This window comes from Pirellulaceae bacterium (genome assembly GCA_029243025.1).
Classification (GTDB): domain Bacteria; phylum Planctomycetota; class Planctomycetia; order Pirellulales; family Pirellulaceae.
This window is the reverse complement of the sequence record JAQWSU010000015.1, coordinates 1-25,173: the sequence shown is the minus strand read 5'-3', so window position 1 is coordinate 25,173 and position 25,173 is coordinate 1. Positions and strand designations below refer to the sequence as shown.

The 25,173-nt window shown below is 55.0% G+C and carries 1 protein-coding gene (only partly in view); it reads left to right on the top strand.

Translation table 11 applies throughout. The features are described from left to right. The coding region annotated (locus P8N76_06215) for an SdrD B-like domain-containing protein (GenBank protein ID MDG2381250.1) crosses the window boundary (this coding region is incomplete at its 3' end): on the top strand, positions 1–25,173 show 25,173 of its 30,685 nt. Its footprint begins 5,512 nt before the window's first position.

Below are 25,173 nucleotides of genomic sequence, written 5' to 3'. Positions count from 1 at the left end.
CGAGTCTCGGTGCCGCGATGGCGTTGGGGTATGTCGACGGCGGTGCTCACGCGTCAAGTGGCATGACCATCGACGTGTTGACCGGCACCGTCACCGTAACGGCGGACAGTGACACGATGTTGGATGCGAATGCCAATTCGGGACAAAGTGGTGCTCCAGGTGAGGGTAGCGAAGCCGATCCGGTCAGTGAACAGATCGAAGAACAACTCGAAGGTTTACTTGCCCTGGCGGGTCTGCCTGAGATTCCGGAGGATGTGATTCGTGTTTTGCAGCGAGCAAGGGCAGAAACTGCCGATGGTTCGCTCGGTGCGGCGGCCGCTGCCGCCGTGAATCTGGATTTTGGATCATCAGTTGCCGCTCTCAGCGATGATAGCGTCATTTCTACCAGTCAAATTCCCGTTGTCGCTGCCACGGCGGATATGGATGTGGATGCGTCGGCTGACGCGAATTCGGTCGATGCAACTGCGGGTGTCGGCGTGGCAGTTGCCATTAACGTTGACGGGCAGTTGATTCAGAGTGCAATCGGTGGTGAGGTTGATGCACCCGCGATCACACTAGAAACGGTCTCCAGTGGCGACGGCGTGAATCAATTCAACGCAAATGCTATCTCGGGCGCCGGTGGTCAGGATGTAGGCGTTGCAGGGGCCTTTGCACTTAATCTGTCGGGAGATCCGATTGAACTCGTGGGTGATCCGCTCTCGATTTTGGAGCCTACCGGTGGAGGACAGCACAAAGCGTCGATCTCCGATAACGCCAACCTGATGCTTTCCCCATCCAATGACATTACCATCATTTCCACCTATGTAGGTGAATACAATGCGACGGCGACGGCGATCCCTACGGTGGGTACCTTGGGCATTGGTCCGTCGGTCGCGCTCAATGCGATTAACCACTCGGCCATCGCTGAAATTGGCGACGCGTTCATGAGTGGGGCGACCAATATCGATGTCACGGCTTCGGGGTCCTACACTACCACGACCTTATCTCAGGCCGGAGCCAGTAACAGTGGAAGTCTACCAGCGGCTATCGCGCTGACAGCTGCCTCGAACAACACGATCGCGCGCGTGGCTCCCGGATCACTGCAAAGTGAGATCACCGGAGATCTCACGGTCACCGCCAATCATACTGCTAGTACAAATACCACGGCCGATGCTTTGGTGGCTGGAGCCCAAGTGGGGCTTGGAGCGGCGATCGCAGCCGGGGGGCCTTTGGGAGGAGCTCAAGCAAATGCCGGGGCTAATTTAGCACTGGATGGTAACGTCATCGTACTGGCGAATACCGACTCGGTAGCGCAAACCGATGCCTTTGCCAGTCAATCGGGAACGCTTGAGAGCGGTATTTCAGTCGATGAGGAGACGCAGCGACAACTCGAACGTCTCGCGGAAATCACCGGTTTGAAACAGCTGCTGTTCCCCGTCTTCGATGCCCATCCCCTGCTGCGGATAAGCATCGATACCAAATTGGATATTGATGAAGATGCGAATACCATCCGCATCAACACACCTCACGAATTCGATACAGGCGATGCCGTTGCCTATCACAACAATCAGGACGATGAAGACATCGGTGGACTCGTCGATGGGACGACTTATTTTATCAGCGTCGATCCCCACGACCGAACTCTGATCCAGTTGCATTCCAGTCCAGCCGCGGCGGTCGTCGGTATCAATGCGATTAATCTTGCGGGTATCGACGAACCGGAGGATCTTCATTCGCTGGTCGCGGGAAATACCTTTGATCCCGCCACCGCTGTTGATGCGAATACGGATACGATCAACGTCGGCAATTTCGTGGGTCTGTCGGATGGGGATGCCGTCAAATACTTCAATGGGGGTGATGATAGCGTCGGCGGCCTGGAAGATGGAGGTCTTTTCTACGTCAATATCGACGACACTTTTCCGGCCGCGATTACCGTTCAATTGTTCCAGTCTCGCCAAGACGCAATGGCAGCCGAAAACGCCATCGATTTGGATTTGACCAGCACGACGGGCAATCAGCATCAAATCGTGAAAACAATCGATGCTTACGTATCGCAGCGTGTTTCGTTTGACCCTGTTGATGATGTCGATGGAGATAGCAACAGTTTAAGTCTCAACGGGCATTCGCTGGCGACAGGGGACACGGTGATTTATCGAAGCCGCGGAGATGACGAAACCGTGGGTGCGTTGGTGGATGGTGACCGCTACTTCGTTCGAGTGGCGACGAACGATGATGACGATAAGGACTCGATCACCTTGTATCTGACGCTGGCGGATGCTAACGGCGAAGATGAAACCAACCGCATCAATCTCGCGCAAACGGGAGAGGCGGAAATCCCCCATGTGCTTGAGCCGTCGCATCTGTTTGACCCGGACGACGCGGTTGACAGTGCTACGGATACGATTGATTTCTCAGACTTCCAGGGGCTCAGCACCGGGGATGCATTCGTCTATCGAAACGGTGGTGGGGACAACATCGGCGGACTCGTCGACGACACGGTCTATTACATTCAGGTCGATGAGGAAGATTCCTCGCAGGTCGCGTTGTTGAATACTCAAGACACTGAGGACGGCATCATTAACCTTGATGCGACAGCGGCGACCGGAACTGAGCATCGGTTTGAACGAGTGGTGATCAATTCGATTGATCCAGTCAATCTGCCAAATATCCGTATCGGTGCTGCTGCGGCGATTGCTGTTGGAGCAGGCAGGCCGGTGAGTCATGCCTCGATTGGCGATGAGGCATCGATCGTTGCCATGGGGGATATCGACGTGACCGCCTCGATGGATTTCGATTCCAACGCGGAAGCCGATGCGATGTCGATCAATGGGGGTGTGCTTGCTGCAGGTGTAGCCGCTGCGGGTAACTACTCCGAGGGTTCCCATGTTGCTGAAATCGGAAGTGATGCAACGGTCGACGCCAATTTTGTATCCGTGGAAGCGATTGGGGAAGGTGATCTGCCTTATGAATTTTCCGCCGACGCCGCGACGCTTGCTGACACGTTAGGTGGAAACGTCGCGGGCTCTGTGGCAGTGAATGCCATGAAGAACCATACGGCTGCCAGAATCAGTGATGGAGCAACGGTCATATCGGATACCACGGTAGACTTGTTGGCCAATTTGCGGCGTCAGGGTACTAACCTGGTCAACGCAGGTCGTATTCATTCTGTCACGCGTGCGGGTCAGGCAGCATTCAGTTTACTGGCATCGGCGGGAGCAGCCGCAGCGGGAACCGCCAGCTTGGAAGGTGATTTAACCGAAGCTGTCATCGGCGACGGAGCCGCGGTCACCGCGCCGTCCGGTGTCGAGGTCCGAGCCAAGACCGATCACGATTTCGATAATCGCGCCGTCGGCGGTTCCCTCAGCCTGCTCTTCGCCGCATCCGTTGGCGCTGCCTTTAATTTCACCAACAGCAAGACCAGTGCTCGGGTCGACGGTGGTTCGGTGACTGTGAACACTGGCAACCTAAATATTGAGGCCGAATCGGGTTCGCCCTATGCGCCGGAAGCGTTGGGAATTGCGGCGGCGGGGCTGATCGAAGTCGGAGGATCACTTGAAGCGAATCTGATCAGGAATACAACCCAGGCGGCCATCACCGGCGGCGGAACGATCGCCGTCGATCAGTTGACCGTCACCGCCACCGACGATTCCATACTCGATGTTGATGCTGGTGCTCTCGCTTCAAGCATCTTGGGAGCCGCGGGTATTTCTGTGGCTGCGAACATGATGAATAACACGGTCGAGGCTTCGGTGGGCGGCGCAAACGTGACAACGGATGTTGGCAACGTCGATATCTCGGCCACATCAAGCTATGACGTCCAAACCGACGCCCTGGGACTGTCGACGGCGGGAATCGTCGCCGGTGTCGGTTCGCTCACGATCAATCAGCTATCGAACCGTACCGATGCGTCCATCCGAAGCGATGCGACGATTGACTCGGCGACCGATGTTCTGCTCCATGCGTTCGACGACACGCGAGCGATGACCAACTCGGGGGGACTCGCGAAGGCAGGTCTGATTGGTGTTGCTGGCTCATTGGCCACCAACATCATGAGTAACACGGTCGAAGCCTTTAGTGACAACGCAGATGTTTCGACTAACAATGGCCAAATCGATCTATCAGCGATCTCCCAATACGATATTGATGCGGTGGCGATCGCCGCTGGGATGGCAGTGGTTGCTAGTGGCTTTTTATCGGTGACGAATAACGAAGCCAGCAACGTCACTGACGCCAGCTTCCGTTCAGGCGGAAACATCCAAGCAGAGAACGTTACGATTCATGCCCTCGACGATTCCTCCTTCAACGCAGTTTCGGGTGGGGATGCATTGGCTGTGTTGATCGGAGTGGGGGGTTCGATTGCCTCCAATAAACTGGCCAATTCCGTTCAAGCGGGCATCGGTGGCGCGGCTGTGACCACCACAGTCGGCCCGATTGATATTTCGGCGAACTCGACCCCCAACGTTGACGCGGCTGCCTTGGGGTTTAGCGGGGGATTGGCCGCAGGTGCCGTCGGCACCGCCACGATCAACGAAGTCGGAAACACAATTCTCGCGTTCATCAACGACAACGCAACCGTCAATTCAGCCGGCAACGTACTGATCCAGGCCCAGGATGATTCGAATGTCGATGCGGATTCAGGTGGAATGGCTTTAGGGTTAATTGCCGGCGCGGGGCTATCTTACGCATCCAGTGTCGTCACCAACGACGTTCAAGGAATCATCGAGGGTTCAGGAACGAGTGTTGTGACAGGGGGTCTGGTCGACCTTGATGGCAGCTCTACGCCGATCGTTCGCGCGTCGGCCGTTGCGTTTTCGGCCAGTGCGTTGGCCGCTGCCAGTGGGGCGGTGACGATCGCTGAAACCGGGGGTGGAGCACGCGGTGCAATTCAAGATGGTGCCACGGTAACCGCCGATGAAATCTCCATCCAGTCCACCGCCACAGCCTCGCCGACAACATTATCAATGGGCTCGGCAGGTGCGATATTGGCGGCGGCGGGCCTCATGATTGCGGAATCGGTTGCCGGGCATAGCTCCCACGCCGAAGCAACCGGTAATATTACGGCCAACACGCTCGAAGTCTTGGCCGACGCGAATCGTACACCCGTTCCGAATGTCTCGTACAATCAGTTCGCGCTATTTACAGGTGAAGTGGGCTTCGAAGCAGCAAAGATGTCGGGTGATACGGAGGCGGTGGTCGGAGCTGATGCAGACATCAATATTAATCCCGGCGGCACCGTCAATGTACTAGCAAACTCAACGGACAATGCCAGCCCGGAGATCTTTGATGTCAATTTCTCCATCTTCGAGATCGGAGCGTTGGCGACGTCCGCCACATCAGACTCCAACGCACGCGCCCATGTGTCGGGTGAGCTGAACGCACCGAGCGCGACCGTGTCGGCCACCGCGAATAAGACCGCCGATGCCACCACGACGGTCCTCAAGGTTGCCATTTTGAGCCTCGATGGTGTCCTGCTTTCCATGATCGCGGATGGGCTCCCCGACGACCTGCCGATACCCGTTGCGCCACCCTTCGATACAGTCTCCGAGGCGACGATCCATGGAACCACCGAGGCCTTCTTGGGTGCCGGCGCTGATGTGACAACAACCGGTGAATTCAGTCTCACTGCCACGTCCAATAACAACGCGACGTCCCACACCACGGGCGGCGGCGCGATCGTTGTTAACGTTAGTGATAGCGGCAGCGATGCCCTCGTGGGAGGAGCAACCAAGATCTATATCGATGAAGGGGCTTCACTCGACGTCAATTCACTAACTTCTACCGCGAACGCTGATAACGACGCTACCGCCGGTTCTGCATTCGTCGGGGTCGCCGGAGTCAACGTACAGATGGCCGAAGTCAATGCGACGACGGATCACAATGTTGTTGCACGGCTGGGACCTGGGATCGGAGATGAGCCATCCGGTGCGTTTGGAAACCTGACGGTCGACATCGGCGGTATCGTTTTAGAAGCCATTTCTGATAATGATGCGAAGGTCAACCAGGTTGACATCGATGTAACCGGAGTGACCGTGGAGATCGTGGACCCAATAGCAAAAGCCGATGGGTCGACGCTTGTCCATCTCGGAGGCGCATTTGCCATCACTGCGTCGGCGGTTGAGGCGGCGGCCACCAGTAACAACACCGCCACGTCAGATGCTCTCTCGATCGAACTAAATGCGATCGACGTTGAGCTTTCATCTCGTGCCTCGGAAACGACGCATCGTACGGCTGCCCTCGTTGGCGCAGAGGCTGATCTGAACATCAGCGGCTCCCTGACTCTCAATGCAAACTCGATCAACAATGCCAGTACGGGAGAATTTACCCCCCTCGATTTGAGTGCCGTCAACGTGAATCTCGTCGAGGCGGAAGCCGTAGCCGGCGGTTCGACCGAGGCGTTTATCGGGGAAGGCGTCACGCTCACGGCCAACACGTTGGAATTGAACGCCGTGGCGAATAGCCAGGCAACCGCCGATGCAGCCTTCGCAGGTCTGGGGGGGATCCTCGTGGAGGTCACAAGTCCGATCGCTCAGACAGCTCACCAGACGTCCACCGTCATCGGTCCAGCGCCGGGGGACGCGCCTACGGGCGGCCTGGAAGGGACAATCACTGTCGATAGTGGTGGGATAAGCATGAATGCAATGTCGACAAATACGGCGCTGGTGCGTGATGTCGAGGTCGAACTCAGTGGCATCTCCGTGTCAGTACTCAGCCCTGAAGTCACGGTCGGTGGTTCGACGGGTGCACATCTGGGTGGTGACTTTGAAATCAATGCAGGCGGTATCGACGTCGTCGCGACGGCCGACAATTCGGCGATCTCTCAATCTATCTCGATCGAACGTAGCGGGATTACTGTCGATGTAACGAATCGAGACACCGAAACGAGTCATGTGACCGAGGCTTTGGTTGGTGATCAGGCTGATCTGACCATCACGAATGGCCCGCTATCGCTTGACGCTCAATCGACAAACGAGGCACGTATTGGCGAGGCGGCATCCGATCTCGGTGGCATCGTCGTTAATGTCGTTTCTCCCGATGCTCATGTTGGCGGTGTCACACGAGCGTGCGTGGGTCAACAGGCGGCGATCGAAGCTTCCGATTTGGACATATCAGCGGTTGGCGACAGCACGGCCGTGGCCCGGACAAATCTGTCGAGCTTGCTCGGCATCACGGTCGATGTGGCAACACCGACGGCAGAATCAACGCACGAAGTCCAAGCCTGCATTGGAAATGATTCCACGCTTGATATCGAAGGGGAGTCAAGCGTTAATGCCGTCAACGAGAATGACGTGACGGCCGAGGCGAAGAGCACAGGTATTGCTCTGATCACGGTGGGGGTCGCTATCGCCGAGGCGATTGCGGACACGAGTACAGAAGCCGTCCTTGGCACGGGCGTCAAATTGACGGGGGAAAGTCTGGAGGTCACGGCCACCGGAGTCGACGACACATTTGCTGAAACGTCGGCCTTCGCTGCCGGTGGGTTGGCCGGCGCTGGAACTGTTCCCAGCACCCGAAACACGAGTAGTACCCTTGCGGAAATCGGTAATTCAAGTGCCGCAAGAAACATCGATCTGACACAAAGCGGGACCGGCAGCCTCACCGTCTCAGCGGATCACACGGCAATCACGAACACGCGGGTTAGCAGTGATGCGTATGGCCTTCTTTCTGGTTCCGGCGCCGAAGCGGACAATGATGTGATAGCGACGGTTCACGCTCGTATCGGAGACGATGTCGTCATCGATGCGCAGGACATTAACGTGAAAGCAACCAATAATGTTGACAAGCCATCGCTAAGTGGAGGCAATATTGATGGGACAACAGGCGGACTTATCAGCGGTGCTGATGCGGATAGCGAGACTCGTATCAGCCTCACCACGCTGGTGACGATCGGCGACCGCGCCGATCTGGAAGTCGTTGGTCAACCTTCCGATCCCGGCGACTTTATACTGCGCGCCCAGAATAATATTTTCGCCCGCGATGAGGTGACCTTGGCGACCGGTGGTGCCCTCTCCGGAGCTGGTGCCGAGTCCGATATCAGAACGCTGGTCGATCTGGCTCGCGTCGAAATTGGCGACGATGCTGATTTGACCAGCGTTGGTGATATCGATATTTCCGCACACGGAACTGGGGATATCTTTATTCAGGTCAACGCCGAAACCTACGGACTGGGAACCGTGGCAATTGGTGAAGCGACAACCAGCTTGAATCCAAATAATGAAGTCATTATACGTGCGGGCTCAACTGTCGTCGCGGAAGGAAACGTGCACATCTCCACCGGTACGGACACCAACTTCGTGCGAGATCAATATAACCTCGAAACTCGCATGGACACATTCGCCGGTTCAGTAATCCCCATCGAAGACATCGATGCGGAAGCCTTCGTTGTCCAGGATAACACCATCACGATCGAAGCAAATACGCTGATCGAATCGAATCAAGACGTACGAATACACGCCGAGCGATTGGGGCTCGCAGACGCCATTGCCAGGGCCAAGGCTGTCAACTGGGCAACCGCAGTCGCCGATGGTATCGATGCCATTTTTGGCGCAGGAACGGAGACGTTTGATGGCATCGGTCAAGCAGAATCTCATGGAATTGTGCGGGTCGACGGGACAATTCGTACAGGTAGAAATCGGCACAAATCACTGGTGCTGGACGAATACGATCTGGTGGCGGGCACGGTCTCGAATAGTGTCCCTTCGGATGTCTCATATTCCGTTGACATTGAACTCGTGAAGTCCAGTCTGGGGAAGGCGCTCGAGAACGCCGTCGCGAACCTTGAACGATACGCGGACTCCGGCAATACAGATCTCATCGATTTTTATACCGAGGAGATCGAGCGGCTCGAACAGGAGATGCTCGATGAGAACCTGGCAGAAGAATTGGACGATGGAATGGGCGGCACGGTAATCGTTCCGCTCGAACAATATGCACTCTCTGTGAATGTCGATCCGGTTGTTGCTCAGGCTGGCGTTGTGGATATCCGTGGCGATCAATTACAGGGTGATGGAACATTCGACTCGCCAGGCGATGCGAGTGTGACAATTACTAACAGCACACCGGCATTTTTGAACATTCTGGGAATTAACATTCCAGAGAAAAATGGCGGACTTTTCTTTCAAGGGCAAGAAGTCTCGGATGCAGGCAATCTTGCGGCCATCAATACTGCCATCAATGATCAGAACGCAGCCAACGCGGCTGCTGACAATGAATTTAACTTCTCCGGTGAAGCAATCCAGATTCCTGGTGTTGCGTCATTCGATTCGGTGACACCCGGCGGGAGCACAGTGGAGCCGGTCGTCGAGGTGGTCAACGATCTGGACGTCGATAGCCTGCCTTTGGCGACATTGCCTCCGTGGCCCGATGTGACGGTCCTTGGGACGATTTCGAATCTGCAAGGAGATGTATACATTGAAGCACTCGTGACGGGTGATGGGGACGTCGTGATTGAAGCGCCCATCCTCGCCAAGAATCTGTATTTGCTCTCCGGCGGAAGTATCTTTATCACCGGTCTTACGACTTTCGCTGCGGCCGGGGAGCCTGCGGCCAAGTGGAATGTGTTGACGGGTGGGGATGGCACGCAACCGGCCGATCCGACTTCGCAAGCCTTCACCGACTTCCTGGCCGAAATACCGTCTGAGGTTAGTCTGTTCGGTGACCGGATCGAGATCGAAGCTGAATATATCAATGTCAACGGTATCCTTCAGAGCGGGACATCCGACTATCAGTTGATCCTTGGGAATGATGCCGAGGATCAAATTCAAAGTATCAAGAATTCAGGTAATGCATTTGGCAAGATTACAGCGAATGATGATTTCTCCGTGCGCTACGATGTGGCCAATGATCGAATACTTGTTGAAGAATTGCGTGTATCGGGTGGATACATCGACCTGGGTGGCCACATTACGAACACACGAAATGGCGAAATCCGTGCCTTGGGCGCCTACGCGAATATCGAGATCGCAAACAACACGGACTACGATATTCTGATCAATCGCATTGATGCCTCAAGGCGAGGTGACGGGAATGTCTTGATTAAAGATTTGGCCAAGGGGGATGACTATTCCACGATCTATCAAAAAGACGAATCGGGCGTACTGGTAGAGGAGACCGGACAACCGGATCGCATAGGCGCGGATCATGAAATCTACAATCCTGAGGATGGTTTTCGTTATGGCTGGTCCACTGGCGAAGAAACGGCCGAGCGAACGACGATCATTTATGGAACCTCTGAATGGCTCGGCATCGATGCCTTCGCTCCTGATCCGGAGGACGTGATATCGACCGAAATGGAAAGTCTTGTCGAACCGACGTTGATTGAGGAATCGGTTTATTATTTCACCGACCCCGGCAATGCACTCCCGTACGACCACAATGAGACGGTCGTGTCCATTGAGGATCCGGTTGACTATGTTGTCGACCTGCCAAGCGAGAGCACGTGGTATGGTACGACAACTTATAAATACAAACGTACGATCGAAGAGTTTGAACGATCGATAGACACGCATACGATTGAAGCAGATCGGCCAATCGATATCCGTTTCTTGGGTTACGACGAAGCCACGGTGGAAATTCGATCGACGGGTGCGGGTCGAATTCTGTTGGCAGGGGAGATTGAGAATACGACGGGTGAGACCAACATCGAATCCGCCACGACCGTAGAACAGGTTGGTGAAGGTGGTGTCGTCGGCGGGCGACGTGTCGAAATTGACGCGAGTGCAGATATCGGATCTCACTTTGAACCGATTAGGGTTGAAATCGCCGACAACGCAAAATCTAGTTTCAAAGCCGTTACCTTGGATGGGCCGATCTACATCGAAGGGGTCAATGAACTCCCCATTGAAAGCGTGTCGGCGGGGGGATCCCATGATCTTCAGCTGTACGCACGTGAGTCCATCCGCCGCGGACGAGCGGGTAGCGAAGCCAGTTCGATACCGGGTGTCAACGAGGGTGACTACTTCGCCGGACAAATTGTCGGCGGTGCCATGGATGTCGCATCGGAGATTGGAAGCATCGGTGAAAGCGTTCGCCCGATCAGTCTGGATTCAGGAATTCAAACGAAGGACAAGGCGAATATCCAGGCAACCTCTGGCGATATCTTCCTCGAGAAGACCGATGGCGACCTGCGACTCGAGTTGATTTCGACAACCGGTGATGTTGAGATCACTGTAACCGCTGGTGATATTTTGGATGCCAATCGAGTCGAGGTGATTGAGGATCGCACGGTCGAAACATTGCTCGGGGGAGTCTGGGCTGATTTGCGACTCACCAATGCATTGGGAGCCCAAGACAAGATCACGGACGCGCTGGCGCTGAATGCCGAAGCGAAAGAACAAGAGTATCGGGCCTATTGGGCCTATCGGAACACGCAGAATGATCCAAGTGCTTATGACGCAACGCACGAGATTACTCTGGAATCGCATCAGGATGAGACCTATCGAAATCTATTGGGTTACGATCAGTCCGACATCGACGAGTTGCTGGACTCGGAAACAGCTAACTATCACGAGCTACACACGGTCTATGGCTCGCTGGGGAATAGCTATAACTCGGCATTCAACTATGTGCTGTCGGCGGAGGAGGAAGACCATATACGCGACGGTATTCGAGTGTGGACGGTCGACGAATTGCTGTCTACATTCAACGCGGGTTTGCTGAAAGCGGTTACCGACACGCAGGTCAATATCGAAGACCCCAATATTGTGGCGGATAACGTGACGTTGAATGTGTCCGGCGCTGTGGGTCGGACTTCGGGGCAGGTGCTGATTGACCTGACGGTCGATCCAGTTGTATTGACAGACGATGAGCGACTCGTGCTGGCGGCAGCAGAACGTGATGATGTCGTCTTTCTGGGAAGTGAGAAACAAGAGGCGGTGGTCAACTTCAACTCCGTCACGCGCACGATTATTCGCATCGATGGGCTGCCCTGGAATGGACTTGACGACGGCATGATTCTGCAGGTCGAGGGTAACTCGGCGAATGCGACGGAAGAGGGGCCGTTTTATACCATCAGCAATGTCGCCGGTAATGTTGTTACGCTGGCTCCTGGGATTGGCATCGCTCCCGAAAACGGTGTTTATGTCTCCCTGGCTTCGGTGGTCTTGAACCCACGAGGCGTTGTTGAATCGGCGAACGTCAATTTTTCGGGCAATACGATCACCCGTGCCGATGGCGACTGGAGCGCTTTCGAGAACGGCATGAGCGTGCAGGTCAGGGGCGATTCTGCGAATGTCACGGGGGCTAATGAGTCGTATTCAATCTTGAGTATTGTCGGCAATGTAATGACCATCGACGGTGGTGTCGTCTTCCAGGCGGAAACCGGAAAAGACGTTGTCGTTGATCAGATTGTCTCAAACGTAGCCGCGATCCAGGTCAGTCAGCGTGAGGATATTGATCTTGAAGCCACTGGCGTTGTGGACGTTACGACGGACGAGGGACAGATCTACCTTGGTTCAGAGGGCACACTTCAAATCAATCATATTCGTGCGGGTGATGCGATCACCGGAGACGAAGCGAGAATCAAGGTGGGTCAAAGTCTGGTCAATGCGGCCGCGGCTGGCACCACCAATGTTCGCGGAAACGACGTGATTCTCGAGGCGGCTGCCGGGCCTATCGGAGCGGCTGGTACCGAATTTAACATCAATCTGTTGGATGATGGAACGATTACCGCTCGTGCTCAGAATGCAATTCATCTGGACGAACATGCACCGGGCAATACCGCAGGCGATATGCGAATCGCCACCATGTATTCGCAGTCGGATGGAGTGTTTCTCGAGGCCGACGGGTCGATTGTCGAGGGCCTGGGGCTGACGGGTGCGATCAACGTCAAGGCCGTTTCTCTCACAGCCCAATCTCCCACGGGGCACATTGGCACGAATCTTCGACCGATTGGAACTGACCTATCGAGCGGACAAGTCGAGGCGATTGCGATGAACGGCATCTCGATTGCCGAAATGGTCGGTGCGATGGAGGTTGTCGCGGCGACGACGACGATGGGCGAAGTTCGTTTGCAAACTGTCGATTTGTCCTACGATGGTCAGGACATCATTCTGCCTGCCGGGAATACCATCGCATCGACCTTCGGAGATGTCACGTTACTTAGCGGCGACGGTGTCACGATTGAACCTGGCTCAATCCTCAAGGCCGGGAACCATCTGTTGCTTCGTGGCGATCACGATAACGCCGATGTTGGTTTGGGCGCGACGATCGATGTCCATGGACAGGTGCAATCGGCCTATACGGAGATCACGGGTGAGGACGATGACGATGTGATCAACGTTTCGGTGATTTCAGAAAATGCCACGACACTCATATTGGCAAATGCCGGGGAAGATGTCGTGGATCTTGATGTGGCCAATACGGTTGGCGCGTTCCTAGCAGCTTATGGAGACTATCCGATCACACAAGGTCCGCTTCCATCAGACGCCGACCGTGTTGACGGTTCCGGTTCATCCCATCCGCTCGTCCTCGACGGCGGTGGGGGTCCGGATGATGTTTTTGGCGGAAGCGGTGCCGACAAAATTACTGGATCAAGTTCGCATGATGTCCTTGATGGCGGGCCTGATAGTGATGTTGTCTACGGCGATGCCGCCTTCTTGTTTGATGTCGTAACAGGCCACGTCACGATCATCACAGGCGGCGTACCTAATGTGGGTGTCCCAGGGGCGGATGTGATCTATGGTGATACGCGAATGATCACCGATCTTGGGGCTTTGACGAACAATCCCGGCAACGACCTTCTGTACGGGAATGCCAATCGAGACAAAATCTTTGGACAATACGGTGACGACACGGCTTACGGCGGGCCGGGAGTCGACTTCATTCTGGGCGATGTTGGCAACGACAATCTGAGTGGCGGGTCGTCTGACGACTTCGTTTCTGGTGGTGTCGATCGAAGTGCCGCTGATCAGCCCGTTCCGACAGCGATCGGTGATGTTCTAGACGGCGAAAGCGGACACGATCTTGTTGTCGGTGGCTCCGCCATTTCACATCCGCAGCTTGAAGCGCTGATAACCGCCAAATTCAAAAGCTTGTTCGATCGTGACTCGGCCAACCCGATGTTGGACGCGCCTGACGATAAGCTGGCTGACTTCCAAGTTCTGATGGTGAATTTGAACACGGCCGGGTTGGATGGTGACGACATTATTCATGGAGGTCACGACAATGATCTTCTTGTTGGTGACCAAGGAACGGATCAGCTGTTTGGGGATTGGGGGGAAGACGTCCTCACGGGATTCGAGATTGGCAGTATCAGTTCGACGGAACCCGATCGCCTAGAGGGTGGTCCCGACAATGATGATCCCATGTGTGGCACGCTGGGGCTCAATGAGCTCATCGGCGGAACCTCAAATCTGAATGTCGACTACATCCTCAACGATCCTGGTACTCCAGCCGGTGGACCGTATGCAGGTGGATACACCATCGCGTCTTGCATCATGGATGATCCTGTTTTCGGCGACACCTTGCCCGTCTCGATCTACGGACAGAAATTCGATGATCCCAACGGAAACGCAATTCATGACCCGGGTGAAGTCGGGCTCGATGGATGGATTATTGAACTCCGCGATGATGCGAATCAAACGATAGCCCAAACCACAACGACTAGCATTGACCTCGACGAGAACGGTTCGATCGACCCGGAAACCGAATCAGGTCTGTACTCCTTTGTCGACGTGAGCGAAGGCGGAGAAGTGGTTGACCTGGGAGCCGGCACCTACATCGTCGTTGAGCTTCCGCAAAACGGCTATGTGCAGCGACTACCGTACGACGGATTCGAAATGGCTCTCGAAAGCGGACGCATGGCGACGGTTACGCCCGTTGAGGTAACGGCGGGCACGACGGCGATTGCCTATGTCGTCCCCGTTGACTCAGGCCCAATACCCGCAGAAGTCGAAGTCGCACGAGCCATCGACTTTGGTAACGCGGAGACCGCCGAGATTCATGGTACGAAATGGCAGGATTTGAATGCCAACGGCCAGCTGGATGCGGAGGACACACCGCTGCAGGGATGGACGATTCAGTTGTTCAGTGGTGGCGAAGTGGTCGACGAACAACAGACCGACGAGAACGGGGAGTATTCCTTTACTGGATTGCTTCCGGGTACCTACGGAGTCTCCGAGGTACTCAATGGCGATTGGCTCCAAACAGCGCCAGTGAATAACAACTATCAAATCACAGTCGACTATACCGATACGGTTGATGACGTCGATTTCATGAACACTCAATTGGGATCCATCTCCGGAACCAAATGGCATGACTTGAATGGCAATGGAGTCCGAGATGAAGATGAGCAATCAATTTCAGGGGTGACGGTTTATCTCGACGTCAACAAGGACGGCGTACTCGACCCCGACGAAACCTCGACGCAGACCGATGAAGAGGGACGCTATCAATTCAACGACTTAGTCGCGGGTTCCTACAACGTTCGAGAAGTCATCGTGAAAGGCTGGCGCCAGAGCTATCCGGGCACGACTGCGGAGGAAAGCCACAAAGTGGACCTCCAGAGTGGCGAGGAGTTGACGGACAACGATTTCGGCAATTACCAACCCGGTAGCATCTCGGGGATTAAATGGCACGATCAGAATAGCAACGGTATCTTCGATTCGAAATCGGAACGTGTGCTCTCGGGCTGGCGAATTTATCTGGATTTGAATCAGAATGGTGAAGTTGATGCGAGCGATCGCAAAACAGTCACAGACTCCAATGGGACTTTTTGGTTTGATGGCCTGCGTCCGGGCGACTATGTCATCGCGGAAGTCATCGGCCCCAATTGGACGCAAACCTTTCCCCGCATCCTGGGTAATGGCGACACGCATCAATTGACGGTGCAGTCAGGCGAGCGGCTGACCGCCGATTTTGGAAATACGGTGGGCTATGATATTCAGGGTTTGAAGTGGCATGACCTCGACGGAAACGGCAAGCGAACTGCGGACGAGCCCGGTTTGGCAGATTGGACGATCTTCGTCGACCTCAAACCTAATGGAGTATTTGATCAAGGTGAGCCATTTGCCGTGACGCAAGCCGATGACCCTGATACTGCGGTTGATGAGACGGGCTCGTATGTCATTCGAGACGTCCCCGCCGGCAGGTTCAACATCTACGAAGTGATGCAGGACGGCTGGCTGCAGACCATGCCCGGCGTACCCACCGCGCCGGCAGCCTACTCGATCAACATGGATTCCGATCTGTCGGGTCTCGACTTTGGAAATGTCAAAGCCGGTGCGTTCACAGGGACGAAGTGGGACGATGTCAACGCCAACGGCGAATTCGATCGTGACCCGGAGAAAAAACAGTCTTCCGAAGTGGGGCTGGCCGAATGGATTATCTTCATCGATCTAAATCGCAACGGTGTATTTGACTTGGATTTCCAAACAGGGAGTCCTGCAGAACCATTCCGCATCACCCGGGCTGACGATCCTGAAACGGCTGTCGACGAAACGGGCCAGTATTCATTCGGCAATTTACCTCCGGGTCAATATCGGGTCGGCGAGATCTTGCGCGAATCTTGGCGACAAACATGGCCAGCCGGTGAATCCGGCGGATTTCACGAGGTCGAGGTTAAGTCCGGTGAATTGATTCAAGATGTCTCGTTCGGCAATACTGTCTCTGGCGAAATCCGTGGCACCAAGTGGGAAGACCGTAACGCGAACGCTGAACCTGATGCTGACGAGCCCGGTCTGGCTGGATGGACCATCTATCTTGACCTAAATAGAAACGGTTCATTCGACAATTCCGAACCGTTCCAAATGACCAATGACCGTGGTGAGTATCGATTCAAGGGAGTTCCAGCCGGAACGTATACCGTGGGGGAAGTCCTGCAAGACGACTGGTCACAGACCTATCCGGCCAATCAGCGGCAACAGGAACACTTTGACTTTGAAGATCTCGAGAAGTCGTCTCGTTACTTTCATGGAGATCAGTTACCGGTTACTGGATCCCTGGGATCGGCAATGACGATCACGGGGCGTGAGTTCTATTTCGGCGATGGTGATTCGACATCTCAGGGTAACGCTGAGATCATCGAGGCCGGTCGTGCTCTGCACACGGGCAAGGAGCTGGCGATCAGCAAACTCAACCTTCTGTTTGAATTTGCCGTCCCGTCACAACAGGTCACGATTCGCTTTGCAGAATTAGCTGGCGACATCAACCTGGCAGTGAATGGCGAAATGGTCGTGCTTGACGATCTTCGGCAAGCGGATGGCCTATCGATTGGTGGCGCGTCCGTTTCAGTCCTGAGGTTTACGGAGACGCAGGGTGAGCTGCGGCTAAACGGCGGCGTTTCTGCCTTCCAGATCGGCGGCGAAAACTTGTGGATCGATCACCTCCGAACACACGAAGAAGCTGCTGCTGGCGTTCATGTCGTCCAACTTGGACCGTCCGAGGTGCGTGAACATATCTCCTTTGGTAACCGTCGCCTCGGCAGCAGTATTCACGGCATGAAATACTGGGACCGATTCACCGACGGACAATCGAGCCGCGATGGCGGATTATCCGGCTGGACCATTTTTGTTGATTCGAATCAAAACCAACTGCTTGACCGCAATCCAATTTCAAATGAGCCCCGCGAACCCTCGGCCGTGACGCAAAGCGATAATCAATCCACGGAGGTGGACGAGACCGGGCATTACTGGATTACTGGGCTTGCCCCAGGCACCTATTACGTTGCGGAAGAACCGCAGGATGGCTGGCAACAAACTTGGCCAAAAGACGGCGGCGCTCTTGTCAGCTTGGGCTATAACGAGTCAGTCAACGACATCGATTTCGGCAACAGAATCTTCGGTGATTGCGATCCGGACGGCGATGTCGACGCCGAGGATGTAGAAGGCTTCAATCGGGCATTTCACTCGATGTCGGGCGATCCTCGATATCACAGTTGCTATGACAGCGACGCCGACGGCGACATCGATTTCGCTGATCTATACGTCTTCCGTAAGCAACTTGGCTTCTCAGTCGGCAATCTGGCTCAACCAGCCCAAGCTGACCCGATCCACACCAACGAACTTCCGTCGGAGTCGGAACTTAAGCAACGGGCGCCAACCCTGTCAGACGCAGCCTATGAGAACCTCCTGGCCAGCATCGAGTCCTCGGGATCATCACCGTTGTCGACGGACGTTCTTTCAGTCGGCGCCACAGTGCCGTTGGAAATGCAGAACGTGGCACCCATCAACGCCAGCAAGTCACTTGTCGCACCGACTGCCGTATCCTACTGGATACCCACTGACAGTAGTGTAGATGACGTCTGGCGTGATCCTTCGTTTGATGATTCGAAGTGGCTGACTGGAATAACGGGAATTGGCTTCGAGACCGTGACCTGTACCGAATATGCAACGGCTTATGCTGACGATGTGTTGGGCGGCGGTGCCACGGGCTATTGGCGACTCGAGGAACTGGGGAGTCGGACCGCAAAAGACTCCAGCCCTTCGGCTATCAACGGTATCTATCAAAATCTAGACGGTATCATTCTGGACCAACCGGGAATATTTAATGGATGCAGTTTCGCAGTCGGACTCCCATTTACCGGCCCCAGAAATCCCACTTCATTCGTTAACGTGCCATTCGATTCAATCCACCACCAACCGTCGTTCACCGTCGAGGCCTGGGCACGAATAAAAGAACAAGAAAGCACCACACAGTCGATCGTTTCTACACTCAACCTACGAGACAATGCCGGGTATGGATTGGGCGTCTCGGAAAAAGGTCGCTGGACCTTCACAATCGGAACCGGAAGAGAGTTAGTCACGATTGAGGGTCCATCGGTCAATCTCGGTAGTTGGACTCATCTCGTTGGAACCGTTGATGAATCAACCGGGCAGATGGCCCTCTTTGTCGATGGAAAACGTTTAGACGAGCAAATCCTGAAGATTGGTCGTATCAATTTGAATAAAGAGTCGCCGCTGACGATCGGCGCTCTACTGGACAATCGCAGGGACAACACGATCGTCGCGCCCTTTGTCGGCGACATCGATGACGTTGCCGTTTACGACAAAGCTCATTCACCCGACTTCATTAACAAGCACTACGAGATCGCCCAAGGCAACCTGCAGATGCCTTCTCCGTTCAGGCCGCTGATTGCGACCGATGTCGAATCTCAGATGTTTGAAAAAAGCACGTCGGCGTACCTGCGGATTTATTTTGTGATCGACGACGTCGCCTTGGTAAATGGCATCACACTGCGTACGAAATACGATGACGCTTATGCTGCCTTCATCAATGGAACTCCCGTCGCATCTGGCAATGGCACGCCGTCTCAATGGGACGACGAAAGCATCGACCGCTCAGATTCGCTCGCGTTGACCTACGACGAAACAAGTATCCCCCTCACGGGCGTCAAACTTCAGTCTGGCATAAACGTACTGGCCGTGCATGGCACAACGCATGGACAGGACGACGGCGATTTCCTGATCGTTCCGGAATTAGAAATCGATATTCTTGACGCGACCGGGCAGATCCGCGGAATGAAGTGGTTCGACGAAAATGAGGATGGAAAACGAGAACGAAGCGAGGCTGGGCTCGCCGGCTGGACGATCTATCTCGATCAAAATGGCAACGGCCAACCTGATGCGGGCGAACCGTCAACTGCAACCGGAAAAGATGGAAGTTATCAGTTCGCAACTCTGCCGGATGGCAACTACATCGTTCGCGAAGTATTGCAACAGGGCTGGGCTCAAACCTTCCCCCGCGATGGAGCCCATTCGATTAGCATCGACGGAAACCCGGTCACTGGAGTCGATTTTGGAAACAAGTTCATTCCGACCGGCGCCATCGATGGCACCAAATGGAGTGACGAAGATGGAGACGGAAAACAGAGCAACAATGAGGCTGGGCTCGCCGGCTGGACGATCTATCTCGATCAAAATGGTAACGGCCAACCTGATGCGGGCGAACCGTCAACTGTGACTGGGCAAGATGGAAATTATCAGTTCCTAAATATTCCGGATGGCAACTATATCGTTCGCGAAGTGTTGCAGCAGGGCTGGATCCAGACCTTCCCCCGCGATGGAGCCTATTCAATAGGGATCGATGGGCATGCGGCCGATGGCATCGATTTTGGCAATGTCGAGGGAGGTGGGATCCACGGCACCAAATGGATGGACCTAAACGGTGACGGAAGGCGAGACGACAACGAGCCGGGAATTCGCGGCTGGACAATCTATCTCGATCTGAACGGCGACGGTCGCCTCGAACAAGGAGAGCCGACGACGGTCACGACGGATGATGGCTCGTACGAATTCACGAATTTACGCCCTAGTCGTTACACCGTTGCGGAGGTTCTCGTGCCGGAGTGGCGGCAAACCTATCCCGGCACCCCTCGTGAATATTTCGATTTCGAGGAGTTCGAACAAGGCTCAACCTATAGTAACGACGCGACTTTTGTCACCGTCGGAACGCTCGGCACCGAGGTGCAGGTGAACGTCACGACGTTGGCCCAAGACGGCGTCGCAACAATTGGAACGGGAGGTCAAGCCGGACACGCTGGTCAGGAACTTGAATTTCATTACAGCGTTGCCAACTCCCAGTTCCCGCGGCCCGTCGACGAGCTTGAACTTCACTATGGGGTGGCCGGTACCGCTTTCGTGATTGAAGTGAATGGTGAACGCCAGACATTCAAACACTTCGGGGAGTTAAACGGCCAAGCCCTTGGTGGAACGCTGTTCACGGTATTAGAAACCGATGACGAACGCGGCAGATTGACCATTGACGGTACGATTAATGCATTCGCGATCGGCGGCGCGGGACTGGCGATCGACCACATCTGTGTCCTGCCATCCGGCGGCATGGGTGTGCACAACGTTGATCTCGGGTCCGGCGAACGCTACGAAGGTCTCGACTTCGGCAATTCACCGCCAGAGGGCGAAATCCACGGCACGAAATACGAAGACCTCGACGGAGACGGGCGACGCGGAAGGTCAGAACCCGGAATTCCCGGCGTGCAAATCTACCTGGATCTGAACCATGACGGTGTGCTTAATCTGGACGAGTCCGGCAGGCCTATCGAGCCTATGACGACGACGATGTTTGATAACCCGCTTACCGATGCTGACGAAACCGGTATGTATTGGTTGATGGGTGTGCCAGCCGGTCACTATGTTGTGCGAGAAGTGGTTCCAGAAGGTCAGTTCCAAACCGGTCCGGAATTCTCCTTCTCCGGTCCCGATTTATACGGATCTGGCAACTCCGCTTTCGATGTGACGGCCGCCGATATCAACAACGATGAGGCGATTGACCTGATCGTCGTCGATTTAAGTGCGGGCGGTGTCCAGACACTGGCCAACCTAGGCAACGGTCAATTCGCACCACCGATCTATCATCAAGTTGGCGATGATGTACGGGCGATTGCGGCCGGTGACCTGAATGATGATGGATCCATCGACTTGGTTGTGACCTTGGCGAGATCCGGGCAGGTTGCGGTTCTGATCAATCAAGGTAACGGTAGATTTGAGCCACCGGTTTTCTATGAAACCGGCAATGAGCCGATCGACGTTGTCCTGGGCGACTTCGATCGCAGTGGCGACCTTGACGTGGCGACCTCCAACCGAGCGGACGATCAACTGGTTGTCTTGCCCAACCTGGGTAATGGCACATTGGGAGACCGGCAGCCGATCGCTGTCAAGCCGTTGCCGGGCGGGCTTGCCGCAGCAGACATCAACTTGGACGGTCATCTGGATCTCGTGACGGTCAGTACACAGGACAACCTGGTCTCCGTCTTGCTGAACCGAGATGATGGAACGTTTTCGATCGACGCTGAATTTAGCGTAGCGAGCGGTCCCATGTGGATCACGGCGGCCGACTTCGATCAGAACGGTGATGTCGATTTGGCAATTAGTCACCCCTCGCCCGCTCGAGTAAGTGTGCTCATGAGCGAAGGTGGCGTCTTTGGACCCACCTTTGCGGATCCAATTGAGCTAACTGGTGGTATGGAACTGCCCCGGCAGCTCACGGCTGGCGATTTGGATGACGACGAGATTCCGGATCTGATCGTCGCCGAAGGCGGCTTTAACACAATGCATGTATTCCTGGGCGACGTTGAAAACCCGATGGCCGAACGCTTGCAACTCGAGACAGAAATGCCGGCAGAGTCCGTGGTGAGTGAAGACTTGAACGGCGACGGAATCCACGACGTGGCCTTCGCCAGCACTCATAATTTTGACAACGCCAACATTAGTAGTGGCTTCGTGAGTGTCTTCCTGCGCGGAGTGCGTAACGGGTACACCATCGATCTCGAACCGGGAGAGACGATCGAAGGTCTCGACTTCGGCAACGTGAGGCCGGGGCAGATTCGAGGATTGAAGTTTGACGATTTTGAATGTGATGGAGTTTACGAACCCAAGTTAGATCCTGGCCTGGCGGGCGTCACAATCTACATCGACCTCAATCACAATGGAGAGTTCGACGAGGGAGAGCCTTCGGCCATCACGGATGCTACCGGAAGCTACGTAATCCAAGGTGTGCCTCAAGGGACCCACATCGTACGCGAGGTGCTTCCCGAGGGTTATTATCCAACATTTCCTGAGTCTGGATTCCATGAGGTCACGATTATCGGCAGTGGTCAATCGGTGGGCGATGTCAACTTCGGAAACTCCGAGAAGACCCCCTTACTCGATGGTGATGACTGGATCTACGGCACGGAAGAAGACGACGACCTACACGGCGACAACACGGTCGACGATCCTTGTATCGTGCTCATTGGTGGCGATGACCATCTGTACGGCTACGAAGGAGACGACACTCTGGCCGGCCAATTGGCGGACGACACTTACTACTTTTTCCCCGCACCAGATCTGGACCTAGGGAATGAGATCGATACCGTGATCGAATTGGCCGACGCGGGCACAGAAGAACCCACCGACGAAGGCCTGCACGATCAATTGAATTTCAGTGCGTTGGGCTCAGACGAGCCAGTTGTCGTTGATCTATCCGGAACTCCACCCTGGGCAATTGCTAATCAGATTGCAGAACACTTCCGTGTTGATCCCGACACCAATACGCCGACCAGTGCATCACACCTCTTGGTCACGGCATTGCCTGAGCAACATCGCTATTTTGAGGAGTTGATTGGGGGGGCAGCTGACGACTTCCTGATTGGTAACGACGGCAACAACCTCTTCGATGGCGGATTCGGCTCGGACTTCATGCAAGGCGGCGCCGGAAATGACATTTATCGTTTCGTTCTCGGCAATGAAGATGATGAGGACACAATTATAGAAACGATCGGAATCGATACGATCGACTTTAGTAATATCGATATTCCGGTAATCGCCGATCTGTCCGGTATGGGACAGCCCGGTTGGACCGCCGACCAAGTTGCCGAGTATGGAGGACGGACGGTGGAATCGGTGGTGCCAGACCTATTCGAAAATATTACCGGGGGAACCAACGATGACGAGCTAACGGGAAATGATGGCCCCAACCTATTGGTCGGTGGCCCAGGCTTAGACATCATCAACGGTAAGCGAGGCAATGACCAACTGGTTGGTGAAACCGAAGACGATCAATTCGTATTCGAAGAAGACTGGGGCACCGACGAAGTCGTCGAAGAACCAGATGGTGGTGTAGACACCATGGATTTCCAGGCCGTTAGCGATGACCTGACATTCACAGTCGGCACAAACTTCATCGTGGCCAGCGATGGCACCAACTTCGCCAACCACACCGGCACCGACACCAACCATGTAGAACGGCTGTTGGGAGGAACAGGCAACAATACGCTGATCGCGGCCGACACGCCGAACATGTGGATCATCACGGGCGAAAATCAGGGAACGATCAATGGTGTCTATTTCAAGGATGTCGAAAATCTGATTGGCGGTAGCGACGTCGATACTTTCATCTTTGAATCCGAGGGACGCATTACCGGCAACATCTCCAGCGGAGACGGTGATGACGTAGTGAACCTGAAAACAGGGCATGGCGTGGATGGAACACTTGCCGGCGAGTCAGGAAATGACACGCTACTGGGCCAAACGGTCTACAATATCACAGGAACGAACTCCGGTGATATCCCTGGACTCGTCAACGCCTTTACCAACGTAGAAAATTTAATTGGTGGGGATGAGATCGACACGTTCAATGTCGGTCCTGCGGGTCAGCTCTCAGGACTTGCCGATGGAGGCCTGGGCAATGATCAAATGTCCCTTGCGGCAAACGACAACAGTTGGAACATTACCGGCACAGATTCGGGGCATATCGTGGGCGTCATTGGCATGTTTAAACGCGTGCCAATTCTAATCGGCGGAACGGGACAGGACACCTTTTCCCTAATCGGCGGTACGCTCACCGGAAACATCGACGGCGGAGGTGACATCGACACGCTGATTGGTGACAATCTTGCCACGGCCTTTGTCGTTACCGGACTGAACACTGGTGCGGCCACCGGTGTGGGAACTGGCTTCGCGGATGTCGAAAACTTGACTGGGGGCTCTCTCGCCGATACGTTCCAATTGAGCGGCGGTACGCTTACCGGAAGCATCGACGGCGCGGGGAACATCGACACGCTGATCGCTGACGATCTCGCTACGAATTTTGTCGTTACCGGACCGAACGCGGGAACCGTCACCGGTGTGGCAGCTGGATTCGCGGACGTCGAAAGCCTAACTGGTGGCTCTCTCAACGACACATTCCAATTGAGCGGCGGTACGCTCACCGGAAGAATCGACGGTGCAGGCGACATCGACACGCTGATAGCTGACAATCTCGCTACGACCTTTGTCGTTACCGGACCAAACGCGGGAACCGTCACCGGTGTAGGAGCTGGATTCGCGGACGTCGAAAATCTTACCGGTGGATCTCTCGACGACACATTCCAATTGAGCGGCGGCACGCTCACCGGAAGCATCGACGGCGCCGGGGACATCGACACAGTGATCGCTGATGATCTCGCTACGACCTTTGTCGTTACCGGACCAAACGCCGGCACCGTCACCGGTGTGGCAGCTGGATTCGCGGACGTCGAAAATCTCACTGGTGGCGCTCTCGACGACACGTTCCAATTGAGCGGCGGTACGCTCACCGGAAGCATCGACGGCGCCGGGGACATCGACACAGTGATCGCTGACAATCTTGCCACAACCTTTGTCGTCACCGGACTGAATACCGGGACCGTTACCGGTGTGGCAGCTGGATTCGCAGACGTCGAAAATCTCACCGGTGGATCTCTCGCCGACACGTTCCAATTGAGCGGCGGTACGCTCACCGGAAGCA